The 14630-nt window shown below is 53.1% G+C and carries 19 protein-coding genes; 14 read left to right on the forward strand and 5 right to left on the reverse strand.

The genetic code is table 11. The annotated features are described in order from the left end of the window. Positions 1–19: 19 nt before the first annotated feature. The gene (locus E3E32_RS00245; protein ID WP_167729695.1) at positions 20–877 is read right to left on the reverse strand and encodes an MBL fold metallo-hydrolase; all 858 of its coding nucleotides are present in this window, start codon (positions 875–877) and stop codon (positions 20–22) included. A gap of 145 nt (positions 878–1022) precedes the next feature. Here E3E32_RS00245 and E3E32_RS00250 point away from each other — a divergent pair, with 145 nt between their 5' ends. From E3E32_RS00250 to rpl18a, 6 genes are all read left to right on the forward strand, one after another. Beyond that, entirely contained in the window at positions 1023–2711 is a 1689-nt protein-coding gene (locus tag E3E32_RS00250; RefSeq protein ID WP_167730837.1) for a methylmalonyl-CoA mutase, read from the forward strand. A gap of 59 nt (positions 2712–2770) precedes the next feature. Beyond that, complete coding sequence (locus tag E3E32_RS00255; RefSeq protein WP_206205178.1) at positions 2771–4693, forward strand: CGP-CTERM sorting domain-containing protein; 1923 nt, start codon at positions 2771–2773, stop codon at positions 4691–4693. A gap of 102 nt (positions 4694–4795) precedes the next feature. Beyond that, complete coding sequence (locus tag E3E32_RS00260) at positions 4796–4951, forward strand: 50S ribosomal protein L39e (RefSeq protein ID WP_012572069.1); 156 nt, start codon at positions 4796–4798, stop codon at positions 4949–4951. A 10-nt stretch (positions 4952–4961) separates the two neighbouring features. Then, on the forward strand, positions 4962–5237 hold the full coding sequence (locus tag E3E32_RS00265) for a 50S ribosomal protein L31e (protein ID WP_167729699.1): 276 nt from the start codon (positions 4962–4964) through the stop codon (positions 5235–5237). A gap of 34 nt (positions 5238–5271) precedes the next feature. Then, positions 5272–5958: a translation initiation factor IF-6 gene (locus E3E32_RS00270; protein ID WP_167729700.1), complete on the forward strand. Its 687-nt coding sequence runs from the start codon at positions 5272–5274 to the stop codon at positions 5956–5958. A 13-nt stretch (positions 5959–5971) separates the two neighbouring features. Beyond that, positions 5972–6205: a 50S ribosomal protein L18Ae gene (rpl18a, locus tag E3E32_RS00275; RefSeq protein WP_012572066.1), complete on the forward strand. Its 234-nt coding sequence runs from the start codon at positions 5972–5974 to the stop codon at positions 6203–6205. Between the two features lie 8 nt (positions 6206–6213). On the opposite strand, the gene E3E32_RS00280 is transcribed toward rpl18a, so the two are convergent. Next, positions 6214–6813: an asparagine synthase-related protein gene (locus tag E3E32_RS00280; protein ID WP_167729701.1), complete on the reverse strand. Its 600-nt coding sequence runs from the start codon at positions 6811–6813 to the stop codon at positions 6214–6216. Between the two features lie 186 nt (positions 6814–6999). Between E3E32_RS00280 and E3E32_RS00285 the strand changes: the two genes are divergently transcribed. The 5 genes from E3E32_RS00285 (at position 7000) to E3E32_RS00305 (ending at position 9523) form a co-directional block, all read left to right on the forward strand. Continuing rightward, positions 7000–7416 (forward strand): YhbY family RNA-binding protein, encoded by a 417-nt coding sequence (locus E3E32_RS00285; protein ID WP_012572064.1) that lies wholly within the window; start codon positions 7000–7002, stop codon positions 7414–7416. A gap of 3 nt (positions 7417–7419) precedes the next feature. Then, entirely contained in the window at positions 7420–7872 is a 453-nt protein-coding gene (locus E3E32_RS00290) for a 30S ribosomal protein S19e (RefSeq protein ID WP_012572063.1), read from the forward strand. A 75-nt stretch (positions 7873–7947) separates the two neighbouring features. Beyond that, positions 7948–8286: a DNA-binding protein gene (locus E3E32_RS00295; RefSeq protein ID WP_167729703.1), complete on the forward strand. Its 339-nt coding sequence runs from the start codon at positions 7948–7950 to the stop codon at positions 8284–8286. A 17-nt stretch (positions 8287–8303) separates the two neighbouring features. Then, the gene (locus E3E32_RS00300) at positions 8304–8585 is read left to right on the forward strand and encodes a hypothetical protein (RefSeq protein WP_012572061.1); all 282 of its coding nucleotides are present in this window, start codon (positions 8304–8306) and stop codon (positions 8583–8585) included. Between the two features lie 38 nt (positions 8586–8623). Then, the gene (locus tag E3E32_RS00305) at positions 8624–9523 is read left to right on the forward strand and encodes a transcription initiation factor IIB (protein WP_167729705.1); all 900 of its coding nucleotides are present in this window, start codon (positions 8624–8626) and stop codon (positions 9521–9523) included. Positions 9524–9541: 18 nt separating this feature from the next. On the opposite strand, the gene fen is transcribed toward E3E32_RS00305, so the two are convergent. Next, positions 9542–10567: a flap endonuclease-1 gene (fen, locus tag E3E32_RS00310; protein WP_167729706.1), complete on the reverse strand. Its 1026-nt coding sequence runs from the start codon at positions 10565–10567 to the stop codon at positions 9542–9544. After that, positions 10567–10992, reverse strand: coding sequence for a phosphate-starvation-inducible PsiE family protein (locus tag E3E32_RS00315; RefSeq protein WP_240910531.1), 426 nt, complete (start codon positions 10990–10992; stop codon positions 10567–10569). The genes fen and E3E32_RS00315 overlap by 1 nt, the downstream gene beginning before the upstream one ends. 214 nt (positions 10993–11206) lie before the next feature. Here E3E32_RS00315 and acs point away from each other — a divergent pair, with 214 nt between their 5' ends. The 3 genes from acs (at position 11207) to E3E32_RS00330 (ending at position 14228) form a co-directional block, all read left to right on the forward strand. Next, positions 11207–12592, forward strand: a complete 1386-nt coding sequence (gene acs, locus E3E32_RS00320) for an acetate--CoA ligase alpha subunit (protein ID WP_167730839.1) — start codon at positions 11207–11209, stop codon at positions 12590–12592. Between the two features lie 287 nt (positions 12593–12879). Continuing rightward, on the forward strand, positions 12880–13536 hold the full coding sequence (locus tag E3E32_RS00325; RefSeq protein WP_206205179.1) for a hypothetical protein: 657 nt from the start codon (positions 12880–12882) through the stop codon (positions 13534–13536). After that, positions 13521–14228: a metallophosphoesterase family protein gene (locus tag E3E32_RS00330; protein ID WP_167729709.1), complete on the forward strand. Its 708-nt coding sequence runs from the start codon at positions 13521–13523 to the stop codon at positions 14226–14228. Before E3E32_RS00325 ends, E3E32_RS00330 begins: the two co-directional genes overlap by 16 nt. A gap of 12 nt (positions 14229–14240) precedes the next feature. Here E3E32_RS00330 and E3E32_RS00335 read toward each other — a convergent pair whose 3' ends face one another. Then, positions 14241–14558: a PRC-barrel domain-containing protein gene (locus E3E32_RS00335; protein ID WP_167711986.1), complete on the reverse strand. Its 318-nt coding sequence runs from the start codon at positions 14556–14558 to the stop codon at positions 14241–14243. Positions 14559–14630: the final 72 nt, after the last annotated feature.

Below are 14630 nucleotides of genomic sequence, written 5' to 3' on the forward strand. Positions count from 1 at the left end.
TGTCCCCGCGCCTTTAAGGTTAGAGCTCCAGAACAGAGTTAGGCTCGAGGGCCTCCGCCTCGTAACCCAGACCCCTCAGTATACGGGCGAACTCTCCGGCGAAACCATAGACTGTGAAAATTCTCTCGGGCTTTACTCTCTCCACTATTTTCATCAGCTCCCAGAAATCCGCATGATTGCTCAGCTTCAGCCTCCCAAAGCCCGAAACAGTAAGCTCCCACGGTGAAAGAGAGTTCTCAACCCTTGGCGATCGATAGGAGCGAAGCACAATATCGCCATCTCTTTCGATGTTGCGAAACTCGATCCCGAACTTCGCGTAAATCCGAGCAACCTTCAGCATCTCCCTAGAGGCTTTCACAGTATAGCCATGAACGTCGAGTATCTTCATGACCTCCTGGGCTTTCCCCATCTGGTTGACGTAGAGGGTCGGCCTCTTTCCCCGGTCTAAGGCCTCCTCCACGAAGGCCACCAGCTTTTTCTCGGCCTCTCGCGGGGATGGGAACGTGAACGAGGGGACCCCGAAGGTAGCTTCGATTATGAGAACATCGGCTCTCGGAAAGTGGCTCTTTTCGGCAGTTCTCAGCTTGAACCACTTGGTGTCGCCGGTATAGAAAACCGTTCCCGTGTCCAGCCAGAGCTTTATCCCGGCGGAGCCGAGCATATGGCCCGCTGGATAGAGCCTGGCTTTGTACTCGCCGAGGTAGAAGGTCTCTCTAAACTCGGCCTCGCGGTAGAAGCCGCCCTTCCTGAGGTGGCTGAGGAACTTTGTCGCTTTGGTGGCGAAGATAACCTCGCCGCTAACGAAGTGGTCGGCATGGGCGTGACTCTGGAATGCTATCTTGGCGGAACTGTCAAGACCGAGGTTGTGTATCAGCATTATACTGAACTGCGGTGACGGTTCAGAAATCTTTTACGGTGCATTCTCAGCGCATGGCTGGACAATATATCCAACATCAAGTTTGACCTTTCGTTATGTAAAAGCTTTTTATAGTCGCTCGCCCAAATATGGGCAGGTGATAGGCATGACTTTCGATAAGGAGAAACTCAAAGCCATTAAGCAGGCTGAGGAGGAATGGGAGGAGAAAGTTGTCAAGCCTCTCATAGCGAAGAGGCCGGAAAGAAAGGAAAAGTTCATGACGGATGATGGTTTCGAGATAAAGCGTGTTTACACCCCCGCCGATCTTGGAGAGGACTGGGACTATCTTGAGAAGCTTGGCTTCCCTGGGCAGTATCCGTTCACGAGGGGCGTTTACGGAACCATGTACCGCGGCCGTTTCTGGACGATGAGGCAGTACGCAGGTTTTGGAACGGCGGAGGAGAGCAACAAGCGCTACAAGTATCTCCTCGGCCAGGGACAGACGGGTTTGAGCGTCGCCTTTGATCTGCCCACTCAGATAGGATATGACTCCGACCACCCGATGAGCGAGGGTGAGGTCGGAAAGGTCGGTGTTGCCATCGATTCTCTCTGGGATATGCGCATACTCTTCGATGGAATCCCGCTCGATAAGGTCTCAACCTCGATGACCATCAACTCGACCGCTGCCAACCTTCTCGCCATGTACATCCTCGTTGCCGAGGAGCAGGGCGTTAAGCCTGAACAGCTCCGCGGAACCGTTCAGAACGACATCCTCAAGGAGTACATCGCTCGTGGTACCTATATCTTCCCGCCGCAGCCGAGCATGAGGCTCACCACCGATATCATCATGTACTGCGCTGAGCACGTGCCGAAGTGGAACCCGATTTCGATAAGCGGCTACCACATAAGGGAGGCTGGAGCGAACGCCGTCCAGGAGGTCGCCTTCACTCTCGCCGACGGTATTGAGTATGTTAAGGCCGTCATTGAGCGTGGAATGGACGTTGATAAGTTCGCCGGAAGGCTGAGCTTCTTCTTCAACGCCCACAACAACTTCCTCGAGGAGATAGCTAAATTCAGAGCTGCCAGAAGGCTCTGGGCCTACATAATGAAGGAGTGGTTCAACGCCAAGAACCCGAAGTCGATGCTCCTGCGCTTCCATACCCAGACGGCAGGTTCAACCTTAACCGCCCAGCAGCCCGAGAACAACATTGTTAGGGTTGCGATTCAGGCCCTGGCAGCGGTTCTTGGTGGAACTCAGTCCCTGCACACCAACTCCTACGATGAAGCTCTGAGCCTTCCGACGGAGAAGAGCGTTAGGATAGCCCTCAGGACCCAGCAGATTATCGCCTACGAGAGCGGCGTTGTTGATACGATAGACCCGCTCGGCGGAGCCTACTACATCGAATGGCTCACTGACCATATCTACGAGGAGGCCCTCAAGTACATCGAGAAGATTCAGAAGATGGGCGGCATGATGAGGGCCATCGAGAGGGGCTACATCCAGAAGGAGATAGCAGAGAGCGCCTACAAGTTCCAGAAGGAGGTCGAGGAGAAAAAGCGCATCATCGTCGGTGTCAACGAGTTCATCGTCGACGAGCCGCTTGATGTCGAGATACTCAAGGTCGACCCGAGCATCAGGGAGAAGCAAATCGAGAGGCTCAAGAAGCTCAGGAGTGAGAGGGATAACAAGAAGGTCGAGGAGGCCCTCGATAAGCTCAGGAACGCCGCCGAGAAGGAGGACGAGAACCTCATGCCCTACATCATCGAGGCCCACAGGCACCTAGCAACCCTTGGAGAGGTCACTGACGTCCTCCGTGAGGTCTGGGGCGAGTACAGAGCGCCGCTGATATTCTGATTTCTCAACTTTTCCAAAACTTTTTTAACTCCTCAACGTTGTTAAAACTGGGGAGTGTGATGAAAAGCTCACGTGCCCTTTTGCTGGTGGTCATCATAGGCGCGCTTCTATTCCCCCCAGCTCATGCGGATTCGGCCTCTTCTGGGTACCCTATTCCTGATTACCCAGTCATGATGAGGATAAGCGTTGCCAGCAACGGAAGTCTCGCCCTGTTGGCAATCACGTTCTCCGTCTACGGCAATCCCCCGGAAGGCATGTGTCCCATAGACTCGCCGGATACGTACCTTGCCTGCCGCGAGCTCTCGTTCAGGGACTACCTCCTCTTCGAGGTAGATGATGGCGTGAAATACATAAACGTAACCTCCGTTCTGTTGCCTCAAAACTTCACTGCATTCTCACCTGCTCCGATAGGAAGGAAGTGGTTCCTCGCGGGAATTCGGTCGGAGTATTACCCGTGCCACTTCGGGGACTGTTTCAATGCAAGCTACACCGTGATGGAGTACTTTCCTTCTGAGGGAAGGATAGGAGAGCCTGTTGCCGTCCCAAACCTGACAGCCGAGACCCTCTTTAATTTTCCACGCCTCCTTTCTTCACGGGCCACCCTTTCAAACGGCTCCCTGCTCTTCTACTTTCCCTACGCTAACGAAACCTACACTGTACCGCTCGACACCTTTAGTCCATACCTTGAACTCCTGAACTTCAGCGACTCAAAGGGCCTCGATGTGGAGGGCTTTCTGAAACTCCTCAGGGCGGTTCCGCTAAGGGACGGCTTCTTGGTTTACCTTCCAACCTATGGGCTGGTGCCGTACGCAGATGCACCACACATGGAGAGGGAATACCTCCTAATTCGGAATGAGTCCAGCCTTTACATATCCTACCTCTGGGTTGGCCACACTGGTTTTGTGACGTTCCCAAGCAACATGACCAACGTTCCCCTCACGGAAGAACTCTTTCCCCCGGTTTTCTACTACCACGACGGCGAGCTGAAGCCAATTCTGGAATTTTCGCTTGAGCATTACAACTGGTCTCCATATGGGTCAGTGGGAAAGCTCATCCGTACACACATTGCCCTAAAACTGCCCCCAGAAACAAGGGCAAAAGCCGGCGGAAAGTCCTCAATGCCTGGAGTGAATATACCTACGGAAGGAAGGGCCTATCTCTCCGTTCTCCAGTCCATGCCCCACTATTCCCCTGAAAATCTGACGTTCATTGACTTCTGCGTGAACCTCAGGGACTGCCTCCATGCTGAGCTGAGGGGTGATTCTCTCACGTACCTAAAGCTTCCGTTTCCGGGTCTCTTCCAGTATTCGAACGGCTCCTGGTTCTACCGTTCCATGTCCCGAAGAGAGTGCCTGAACCTCTGCGCCCGCTGGTGGTCCCCCCGGTACAACGGCACCTACATCTACAATCCCATCAAGAGGGAGCTGAGCTCAACGATCCCCGTGAACTCCCCAGGCTCATCGAAAGAGCGGGGATGGTACCACATTTATAGTGCAAACAAGACAGGGGTAAGATTTCTGGATTACAATTTCACCTTCCACGACGTTCCTCTGGAAAAGCTGTCGGAATGTGTTCCAAGTGCCGAAGCGGCGAGGATGTTGAAGGGAATAGAAGTAGGAAACGGAGTTCTCCTTTACTATCCTGTTTACACCACAGGTGTAGCACTTGAGGGAAGCGAAAGCGCCGGGCTGTGGGGTGCGTACGATAGATACGTCAGAGTTTCGCTCAACGAAACCTGCATCCTCTTCTACTACTCAGAAGATACCGTAAAATTCGCCTTAAAACCCAGTACCGCCATAGTCGAAGTTCCCGTTGGGGAGTGGGAGATGAAGCTGAGCCTTCCCTATCTCGACCTGAGTAAGAGCGCCAGCGTCTCCGTAAAATATCCCGGCAACGAAAAGAGGGAAGAGAGCAAGATATGCGGGCCGGGCCTTCTGGTGGGATTGCCGCTCCTTCCACTTCTCACGAGAAAGAGACGTTAGTCAATAAGCCACTTCAGAAAACCTTAAAACCCCACGAAAAAGCTTAAAAAAGGATAGGTCAAGCAACGTTAGACATCACGATAACCTCAGGAGGGATTGTGAATGGCGAGAAACAAGCCGCTTGCAAAGAAGCTCAGACTTGCCAAGGCTGCGAAGCAGAACAGGCGTGTTCCGGTCTGGGTCATCGTTAAGACCAATAGGAAGGTCATGACACACCCGAAGAGAAGGATGTGGAGAAGGACCAAGCTTAAGGAGTGAGGTGATATAGATGCCGATTAAGCCGGGAGACGAGGTTATATTCACCGTTCCGATTAAGAAGGTTAAGAAGAGGGTTCCACGCTGGAAGAGAGCCCCTAGAGCGGCTCGCTTCGTCCGCGAGTGGATAGCGAGGCACGCCAAGGTCGAGGAGGTCATCATCGACCCGGCCGTCAACGAGAAGCTCTGGGAGAGGGGAACTGAGAAGCCGCCCAACAAGCTCCGCGTTAAGGTCAAGGTCGAGGAGCAGGACGGCAAGAGGGTTGCTTACGTCAACCTTGCCGACTGAATTCCTTTCCTTTTAATTCCCACGAGGTGACGAGATGCACATCGAAAAGCTCGATTTTGAGAATTCGCCGTACCTCGGTGTTTACGGTACCGCTACGGATAGGGTAGTCCTTATCAGAGAGGGCCTCGGAGAGAAGAAGCTCGAGGTTCTCCGCGAGGTTCTCAAGGTTCCGCTCATCGAGACGAGCATAATGAAATCCAGGATAGTTGGCGTATTCGCCGCCGGCAATTCCAACGCGATAGTCGTACCCTGGTACATCTGGGACGCCGAGCTCGAGCACATCCAGAACGAACTCAATGAACTCGACATCGATATGAGGATAGAGCCCTTCCAGAGCACGCTTACAGCCTTCGGCAACCTGATCCTTGCCAACGATAAAGCAGCACTCATAAGCGTCAAGTTCACCCGCGAGGAGGCAAAGAAGCTCGAGGACATACTCGGCGTTGAGGTCGAGAGGGGAATGATAGGCGACTATCACGCGGTTGGCAGTGTGGGTGTTGTCACCAACAGGGGCGGCCTCGTTCACCCAGAGGCCACCGATGAGGAGCTTGAGTGGCTCCGCGACCTTTTCAAGGTTGATATATACGTCGGAACTGCCAATATGGGCGTTCCCTTCGTCGGCTCGTGCATGCTGGCGAACTCTCACGGTGTCGTTGTCGGACACCTAACCACTGGACCCGAGATTGTGAAGATTGAAGAGGCGTTAGGATTCCTTGACTGAGGAGGTGTGAGGAATGGAGGTTAAGGTCTTCCGCGTTAAGGGCGTCTTTGAGAGGCTCGGAAAGAAGCAGCCGTTCACCAAGGAATACAGGGCTCTCAAGCAGGAGCACGTCAAGGAGCTCGTTTACTCTGAGATAGGCAGCAAGCACAGGGTTCCGAGAACCAAGATATGGATCGAGAGCATCGAAGAGATAAAGCCGGAAGAGGCTGAAGACCCCATCGTCAGGAAGCTCAGCCTCGAGCTCTGATTTCTTTTCTACTTCTCCCTCCAGCCGAGAACCCTTGACTGGTAGTGCCTTTTTGGAAATATCTCCAGGGGGTCGATCCCCTTCTCGCGGAGCATATGTCTCAGCTCCACCTCGTAGTCCGCCTTCTGAAGTTCTTCGCTCTCCCTAATTTCAACGACAAACAGCCCCTCCGTAAGCTCTCTTATCGTCTTGTAGCCGAGGCCGAGGAGCGGTCTTATGTATGCGACGCCAAACCTGTCCTCCAGCGAGCGGGCCTTTGGGAGGTCGAGGAACGGAACTCTATCGTCTCTCCTCGTACCGTCGCTCACTCTCTCGACTTCAGGCATGGAGGCTATAGCTTCCAGAGCTTTTTCGTGGATGAATTGGATGGCATTGTTGGGATGACCATCCTTAATTGCCATCTCCGCCGCTTTCTCAAGCACTCCCCTCGGCAGATAAAGAACCTCATGCTCGAAGCCGAGGGTTTGGGCGGTTTCCCTTGCGTATCTCCAGTTGTCGAGCAGGCCGAAACTCACCGTTACAAGTCTCACCTCGTAGCCGAGTCTTGTTAGAATCCACGCAGCTAAGCTAGAATCCTTCCCGCCGGAGTAGAGGTGGTGGACTTTCATTGTTTCACCTCATGCTTCCCATTATGAGGAGAGATTTAAAGGTCTTGGGGTTTAATTAGGGACGTACAAACTTTGATGAATCTCTATCGAGCAACTTTGCGAAGGCGAAGTTTGCTAGGCAACCTTTAAAAGCCAAACTTTTATAAAGCCTTCAGCCTACGGCGAGAGGCCTTAGAGGTGAGAGAGATGGAGAAACGCTTACCCGGAAAAGTGAGGCGAGCCATTCGCGCTAAATATTACGACATCGAGCCAAGAGCCTGGATAGGCAAGAGAGGGCTCGATGAGAGCGTTATAAGTGAGATTAACACCCAGCTCGAGAAGGACGGCATACTCAAGGTCGAGATCAGGAAGGGTGCTCTCATCAGCACGGGCATGGAAAGAAGGGAGCTGGCAGAGAAGGTGGCCGAGCTCACCGACAGCGAACTCATCGAAGTCAGGGGCAAAAGGTTTATATTGTTCAAGCCGAGAGAGGGGTGGGAAAAGTATTTAAGGAAGCTCCAGAGAAAGGAGCTTTCGAAGGAAAGGCGGGAAGAGAAGCCCGTTAAGAAAGTCAAGCTCGACATCGCTCAATTCAGGAGGAAATTCAAGAAGGGGAGGGATTGAAGGATGGCTACGGTTTATGACGTTCCCGGTGATTTGCTCGTCGAGAGGGTTGCCCAGAAGCTCAAGGAGATAGAGGCCATAAAGCCGCCCGAGTGGGCCCCGTTCGTCAAGACCGGCAGGCACAAGGAGCGCCTTCCGGAGCAGGAGGACTGGTGGTACTACAGGGTTGCCAGCATCTTCAGGAAGATCTACATTGACGGGCCGGTCGGAATTGAGAGGCTCAGGACCTGGTACGGTGGAAGGAAGAACCGCGGTCACGCCCCGGAGCACTTCTACAAGGCCGGTGGAAGCATTATCAGGAAGGCCCTCCAGCAGCTTGAGGCTGCCGGCTTTGTCCAGAAGGTCCCCGGCGAAGGAAGAATCGTCACCCCGCAGGGACAGAGCTTCCTCGACAAGATTGCCACCGAGCTCAAGAAGGAGCTTGAGGAGCAGATTCCGGAGCTCAAGAAGTACTGAGCTCGCCTCTTCTACTTTCCTTCCAATCGAGAACCTTTTTAACCTTACTGCACAGTTTGAACTGGAGGTGAGAAAATGGCCGAGGACATAGAGGAGATCAGGAAGAAGAAGCTCCTCGAACTGCAGAAGAGATACCTCGAGCAGCAGAAGGCCCAGGAGGAAGCCATAAGGCAGGAGATGGAGCTTGAAGCCCAGCTCAATGCCATAATGAGGCACATACTTACCCCTGAGGCGAGGGAGAGACTCGGGCGCATTAAGCTTGTTAGGCCCGAGCTGGCCCGCCAAGTGGAGCTCGTCCTCGTTCAGCTGTATCAGGCTGGACAGATACGCGAGCCGATAGACGATGCTAAGCTGAAGAAGATTCTTGCCCAAATCGACGCGAGGACGAGACGGGACTTCAGGATTAAGTGGTGAGTCCGGAAGGTGACTCCATGGACGCCAAGGAGATAGTTAAAATACTCGACGAAAAGGGAGAGGTTAGTCTCGAGACCTGGAAGGCCGTCTCCGTTAAGAAGAACAAGGATGGGACGGTCGATATTCTGTACAAGAACCTTCACGTCGGAACCGACGATGATCCCGTCTTCCTCTGGATTTACGCCAACATAGTTGAGGAGGACTGGGAAGTTAGGGTTCTTGAGAGGATCACATTTAAACGTGAAGACCTCGCCTGGATTCTTAGGTATGTGGCAAAGAAAAAGGGCGAAGGTTTATAAGGGCTTTATAAAATAGCCGGCCGGTTGGGGGTGTTGGAGTGAGCAAGCGTAGGGTCTGCCCGGTATGTGGCTCAACGGAGTTCATCTACGACCCGGGTAGGGGAGAGGTTGTCTGTAAGGTTTGTGGTTACGTGATAGAGGAAAACGTCATAGATATGGGTCCGGAGTGGCGCGCTTTTGACGCTTCTCAGAGGGAGAAAAGGGCCCGCGTTGGTGCCCCCGAGAGCATCCTTCTTCACGATAAGGGTCTCTCAACTGATATAGGCATCGACAGGAACCTTTCTGGATTGATGCGCGAGAAGATGTACCGTCTGAGGAAGTGGCAGTCCCGTCTGAGGGTTAGCGATGCCGCCGAGCGTAACTTGGCATTCGCCCTGAGCGAGCTTGACAGGATAGCGAGCCAGCTCAAGCTTCCGAGACACGTTGAAGAAGAGGCTGCTCGTCTCTACCGTGAGGCCGTCAGGAAGGGCCTCATAAGGGGCCGCTCCATCGAGAGCGTCATAGCAGCCTGTGTTTACGCTGCGTGCAGGCTCCTCAAGGTTCCGAGGACGCTCGACGAGATAGCGGACATATCGCGCGTCGACAAGAAGGAAATAGGCAGGAGCTTCCGCTTCATCGCGAGGAACCTCAACCTTACGCCAAAGAAGCTCTTCGTAAAGCCAACGGACTACGTCAACAAGTTTGCCGACGAGCTCGGCCTGAGCGAGAAGGTCCGGAGAAGAGCCATTACGATTCTTGAGGAGGCCTACGAGAAAGGCCTCACGAGCGGAAAGAGCCCGGCCGGCCTTGTTGCGGCGGCCCTGTACATAGCGGGCCTGCTTGAGGACGAGAAGAGGACGCAGCGTGAGGTTGCAGAGGTTGCGCGCGTCACAGAGGTAACGGTAAGGAACAGATACAAAGAGCTGGTGGAGAAGCTGAACCTCAAGATTCCAGTTTGAAGGAAATAAAAAGAGAGACTATCTCCGCCCAAACCAGCTCTCGAGCGTCGACTGCTTTCCGGCCTTTACGGCTTTCTTTAGCCTTTCAAGGCCATTCTTCACTCTCTCCTCGCTGAAGTCGTGCTCATCGCAGAGGAACTTTATAATGCCTTCTTCGTCGGGTTCTCGCCATTTGAGTTCGTAGTCATCCGTGGCCGGCGGGTTGAGGAAGAACTCCTTTATCGCGTAGAGGTCAACCTCACTCTCCTTCTGATACTTCTTGAGCGGGTCTTTGGTGCGCTTGACTATCGTTAGAGCCTTCTTCGGGCCGATTCCCCTAATCCCGCCTGGGTTGTAGTCTGTACCGACCAAAATCGCCATCTCAATGAGTTTCTCCCTGTCGATGCCGAGCTCTTTGAGAACCTCCTCCAGAACTATCAGCTCGGGCTTGACTTCGACGTAAACGTTCTTCCCCGGGAGCTTTCTCCTTCCCGTTATCGTGAGGTTCCTCACGAGCTTGGGCGCGCCGAAGAGCAGGGAATCGTAGTCCTGGCTCGCGGAGGCGTAGACCTTCTTCTTCGCAGCCATGTATGCAGCTTGAGCCTCGCCCTCGCTTGGAGCCTGAATAACGGGGATGCCCATCAGCTCGAGGAGCGTTTTGGCGTCGTTTATGAGCCCCTCGTTGACGCGGGTTGCGCGCATCGCGTACTTCTTGGCCTCCTCAAGGTCGCCTCTCTCCAAGGCCTCGTACCACTTTTCCTCAGCTTCCTCCCTCGCCTCGCGCCTCTTTTCGAGCTCTCTCTTCTTGAAGTCCGGCGGTTTGCCGTCGAAGATATAGGCCGGCTTTATGCCTGCTTCCATGAGGTTTATTGTGCGGTAGAAGAGTCCGCTTAGATGGGAGGTTATCCTCCCCCGGGAATCCATCAGAGGGGTTCCGTCCCTCTGGCGGATAGTAGAGAGAAACTGGTAGATGGCATTAAAGGCATCTATTGCAATCCTCCTTCCGTAAAGGTTCTCCAGTTCAATTTCCTTCCTCGGGATGAGCTCTCCAATCTGTACTCCCATCAGTCCTCACCCACCTTGAGGTAGAGGTATCCTAACACAAAAAGCAGAATCGCTATTGACAGCAATTTAAACGCGTCCATGTTTTCAAAATCTGAAGCCACTATGAGCTTCTGGATGAGCGCCACTATGCCAACTTCGAGGATGTGGGTCAGGCTCACACGGTGTTGCCTTAAATATATTATGAGTATGCGGTACGTCTCTATCAGGATGACTGTAACGAGAACATTAGCTATAAGGAGCTTTGGTTCAGTCACGCCGTATGTTAGCTTGAAATTCAGGTAGATAGAGTACACTGTAAGATATAGTATGAAAAACAGAAATGCCATTACCACAAAGTCAAAGCTTATCTCAAGGGTTTTCCTAAACAGCCTGTGTACCTGTGTATATTGGGCTGTTTTTTCGTTCTCAATCTTCGTCATTTTCATCAGCCTACCGTAGGCTCATCACCGTTCAGGCGAGGGGAAGGATCATCATCACTCAGAAGTCTATGTGGCAGATTTTAAATGCTTTATTCTAAAAAGGTTGGAAACCTAGGGTTTCTTTGACGGATGACGATTCAGTTATCGTCAAAACGAGAAGAGAAAAGTTATAACCCGTTTTACAGACGTGAAACTGTAAATATCATCAGGGGTGATGAAGATGAGTTTAGAGGCACTTTTTAGGCCAAAAAGCATCGCCGTCATCGGAGCTTCAGAGAAGCCAGGTAAGATAGGCTACGCAGTTATGAAAAACCTCGTCGAATACGGCTATGAGGGCAAGATCTACCCTGTTAATGTCAAAGGTGTTGAGATTGAGATCAACGGCAGGAAGTTCAAGTCATACAAGAGCATCCTTGATGTTCCCGATGATGTCGATATGGCTGTTGTAGTTGTCCCAGCCAAGTTCGTCCCGCAGGTCGTCGAAGAGTGCGGCAAGAAGGGCGTTAAAGTTCTCCCCATCATAAGCTCTGGCTTCGGTGAGCTTGGCGAGGAGGGCAAGAAGATTGAGAGGCAGCTCGTGGAGACCGCCAACAAGTACGGCATGAGAATCCTTGGCCCGAACATCTTCGGCGTCGTCTACACTCCAGCCAAGATGAACGCCACTTTCGGCCCAACCGATGTCATGCCAGGTAACCTCGCCCTCATCAGCCAGAGTGGTGCCCTTGGAATTGCTCTCATGGGCTGGACCATCCTCGAGAAGGTCGGTCTCTCAGCCGTCGTCAGCGTTGGAAACAAGAGCGACATCGACGACGCCGACCTGCTTGAGTTCTTCAAGACCGACGACAACACCAAGGCCATCCTTATCTACATGGAGGGTGTCAAGGACGGAAGGCGCTTTATGGAGGTTGCCAAGGAAGTCAGCATGGAGAAGCCGATTATCATCATCAAGGCCGGAAGGAGTGAGCGTGGAGCCAAGGCCGCAGCTTCCCACACTGGCTCGCTCGCCGGTGCCGACAAGATATACGAGGCCGCCTTCAAGCAGAGCGGCGTTCTGAGGGCCTTAACCATCGGCGAGGCCTTTGACTGGGCGAGAACGCTGAGCAACCTGCCAGAGCCAGAGGGCGAGAACCTCGTCATACTCACCAACGGCGGTGGAATTGGAGTTATGGCCACCGACGCCGCTGAGGAAGAGGGTCTGCACCTCTACGACAACCTGGAAGACCTGAAAGTCTTCGCCAACCACATGCCGCCCTTCGGAAGCTACAAGAACCCGGTTGACCTCACCGGTATGGCCGGCGCGGAGGCCTACGAGGGTGCCATAAGGGACGCCCTGGCGAACCCGAACATGCACAGCATCGCTGTGCTCTACTGCCAGACGGCCGTGCTTGACCCGAGGGACCTTGCCAAGATAGTCATCCGCGAGTACAACGAGAGCGGAAGGAAGAAGCCGCTGGTTGTTGCTATCGTCGGCGGTATAGAGGCCAAGGAAGCCATCGACATGCTCAACGAGGAGGGCATTCCAGCCTATCCGGAGCCGGAGAGGGCGATAAAGGCTCTTGCTGCCCTCTACCGCTGGAGCCGCTGGAAGAAGAGGCAGGAAGAGTGAGGGTTTTTCTCACTTTTTTCCTTATCCTAATAACCTTTTCGAAAAGTTTTTATGGACGGTGGATATATTCTAACTTGGGTGTGTAATGTGAGAACCCCGAGTGGGAGGATTTTGTGGGTTGCTTTGATAATCATAGTCCTGTCGCTAGCGTATTGGATCCTCAGAACTTCGGAGCCGGCCTGCACCTATGCCTCCATGGAATCCCCAAGCTTAGTTATGGAGTTGGGGATTACGAACCTCAGCAATGGTGGAGGTATCAACGCCTTGTCCTAGCGGTCAGGGTTGATTTGAACTCGACGGAGCTCATCATTAAAGACTCGGTAAGTAACGATATCCACAGATTCGTCCTCCGGGATGGACTGTACTACCCGAACGGACGGACGTACTTTTACAGAGTTCTGATTCCCGAGCTCCCACCTGGTAGCCCCATCGAGGTCTATTATATGAAGCTCTCAAAGGGGAATGTCATCCTCAACAAGCCCTCCGTGAAGGCTGTCGCAGGGAGATTCATTTTGGAGGAAAACCTTTCCATGGAACCCACCGAGAATGGGCTTTACCTGAGCCTCACGGCTCCTCGGGGCAAAGTGTTGCTCTCTGGATCACTTGAAGGATACGTGTTGTTTAAGAATCATTCGGCAACTGCCGCTCTTTTCAACAAAACTGTCTGGGGCCTTCCGCTGAACGCCACCTTTGCCTATAACACTCATGACCCAGTGGCAAAACATAAGCTTTGGCTTTCAATAGCAACGAGTTCCGGGCATGGGGCAATAATCTACCATAATTACGGCGAGAACATGAAACTCAATGTTCTCACGCTTGAAAAAGGCTTCCAGTTCACATGGCTCGTGCTCTACGATGGCTATAACGTGGAAACATGCTGTGGCAGTGGCTTAAAGGTGTCTTTCCCACCTGGATGGGAGGTGACTTCGTGCTCATCGCCCTAATCTCAGACATCCACTCCAACTGGGAGGCCCTTCAGGCTGTGTGGGATTACATCAAAGACGCCGACGTAATCCTCTGCATGGGAGATCTTGTCGGTTATGGCGCTTCCCCCAACGAGGTTGTTGACTTCATCAGGCGGGAGATGGAAAAGAGGAAGCTCCTCTGCGTCCGTGGAAACCACGACAACGCTATCGCTTTCGGCGCCGAGTGGGGCTTCAACCCCTACGCGAGACAGGCGGTCCGGTGGCACCAGCGCGTTATGACCGTTGAGAACCTTGAGTTTCTAAGAAAATTGCCTGTAAGGCAGATTTTCAACGACGAGGCCGGCAGGAGCTACCTCCTAATTCACGGCTCGCCGAGGGCACCGCTGGATGAGTACCTATTCCCTTGGCTCCCCGATAGCGAGTTCCGGGCGGTTCTGAGCTACGTTAAGCAGCATGACTTGCTCGTCGGCCACACCCACGTGCCGATGCTGAAGGTCATCGAAGGGCGGAGAGTAATAAACTCTGGTGGTGTTGGGCAGCCGCGCGACGGTGACTGGCGGGCAAGCTACGCGCTAATAGACACAGAAAAAGAGCCTCCAGAAAACGTTGAATTCCACCGCGTTGAATACGACGTCCAGGAAGCGGCGAGAAAGATACTGAAGGCCGGTCTTCCTAGGTTTCTGGCGGAAAGGCTCTACGATGGATATTAAAAGGAAGAGGAATCACTCCCCGGGTTCTTCCTGGGGCTCGGTCTTCTTTATGGGGCCTATCCTCCTGAGCTTGGACTTGACGGCGAGCTTGCCCGAGTCTATAATGATAACCTCTCCAATGCTCTTAACGGCGCTTATCGGGATAAGCAGAAGACCCTCGTGATCGGTAACGAATTCGCTCGTGTCGAGATCCTCATCGGGCTCGGCCACGATAACGAGAATATCGCCGGTTTCCTCATCGAAGCTGAGGTCGTAAACCCAGCCGAGCCTTATTCCGGTGTCGGTTATCAGCTCGACATCCCTAAGCTTGGAAGCCATTATCTTGACCATTTTCGCCACCTCTCGGTTTAATCGTGTAAGACCTTGGGCACCAACGTATAAAACTTTTTCCAAAATGGTAAA

Source organism: Thermococcus sp. GR6 (assembly GCF_012027415.1).
Lineage (GTDB): Archaea > Methanobacteriota_B > Thermococci > Thermococcales > Thermococcaceae > Thermococcus > Thermococcus onnurineus.

Coding starts and splice junctions, on each gene's coding strand:
- E3E32_RS00290 (WP_012572063.1), top strand. CDS start 7,420: ATGGCTACGGTTTATGACGTTCCCGGTGATTTGCTCGTCGAGAGGGTT.
- E3E32_RS00300 (WP_012572061.1), top strand. CDS start 8,304: ATGGACGCCAAGGAGATAGTTAAAATACTCGACGAAAAGGGAGAGGTT.
- E3E32_RS00285 (WP_012572064.1), top strand. CDS start 7,000: ATGGAGAAACGCTTACCCGGAAAAGTGAGGCGAGCCATTCGCGCTAAA.
- E3E32_RS00265 (WP_167729699.1), top strand. CDS start 4,962: ATGCCGATTAAGCCGGGAGACGAGGTTATATTCACCGTTCCGATTAAG.
- E3E32_RS00270 (WP_167729700.1), top strand. CDS start 5,272: ATGCACATCGAAAAGCTCGATTTTGAGAATTCGCCGTACCTCGGTGTT.
- rpl18a (WP_012572066.1), top strand. CDS start 5,972: ATGGAGGTTAAGGTCTTCCGCGTTAAGGGCGTCTTTGAGAGGCTCGGA.
- E3E32_RS00245 (WP_167729695.1), bottom strand. CDS start 877: ATGCTGATACACAACCTCGGTCTTGACAGTTCCGCCAAGATAGCATTC.
- E3E32_RS00315 (WP_240910531.1), bottom strand. CDS start 10,992: ATGAAAATGACGAAGATTGAGAACGAAAAAACAGCCCAATATACACAG.
- E3E32_RS00255 (WP_206205178.1), top strand. CDS start 2,771: ATGAAAAGCTCACGTGCCCTTTTGCTGGTGGTCATCATAGGCGCGCTT.
- fen (WP_167729706.1), bottom strand. CDS start 10,567: ATGGGAGTACAGATTGGAGAGCTCATCCCGAGGAAGGAAATTGAACTG.
- E3E32_RS00250 (WP_167730837.1), top strand. CDS start 1,023: ATGACTTTCGATAAGGAGAAACTCAAAGCCATTAAGCAGGCTGAGGAG.
- E3E32_RS00280 (WP_167729701.1), bottom strand. CDS start 6,813: ATGAAAGTCCACCACCTCTACTCCGGCGGGAAGGATTCTAGCTTAGCT.
- E3E32_RS00335 (WP_167711986.1), bottom strand. CDS start 14,558: ATGGTCAAGATAATGGCTTCCAAGCTTAGGGATGTCGAGCTGATAACC.
- E3E32_RS00295 (WP_167729703.1), top strand. CDS start 7,948: ATGGCCGAGGACATAGAGGAGATCAGGAAGAAGAAGCTCCTCGAACTG.
- E3E32_RS00260 (WP_012572069.1), top strand. CDS start 4,796: ATGGCGAGAAACAAGCCGCTTGCAAAGAAGCTCAGACTTGCCAAGGCT.
- acs (WP_167730839.1), top strand. CDS start 11,207: ATGAGTTTAGAGGCACTTTTTAGGCCAAAAAGCATCGCCGTCATCGGA.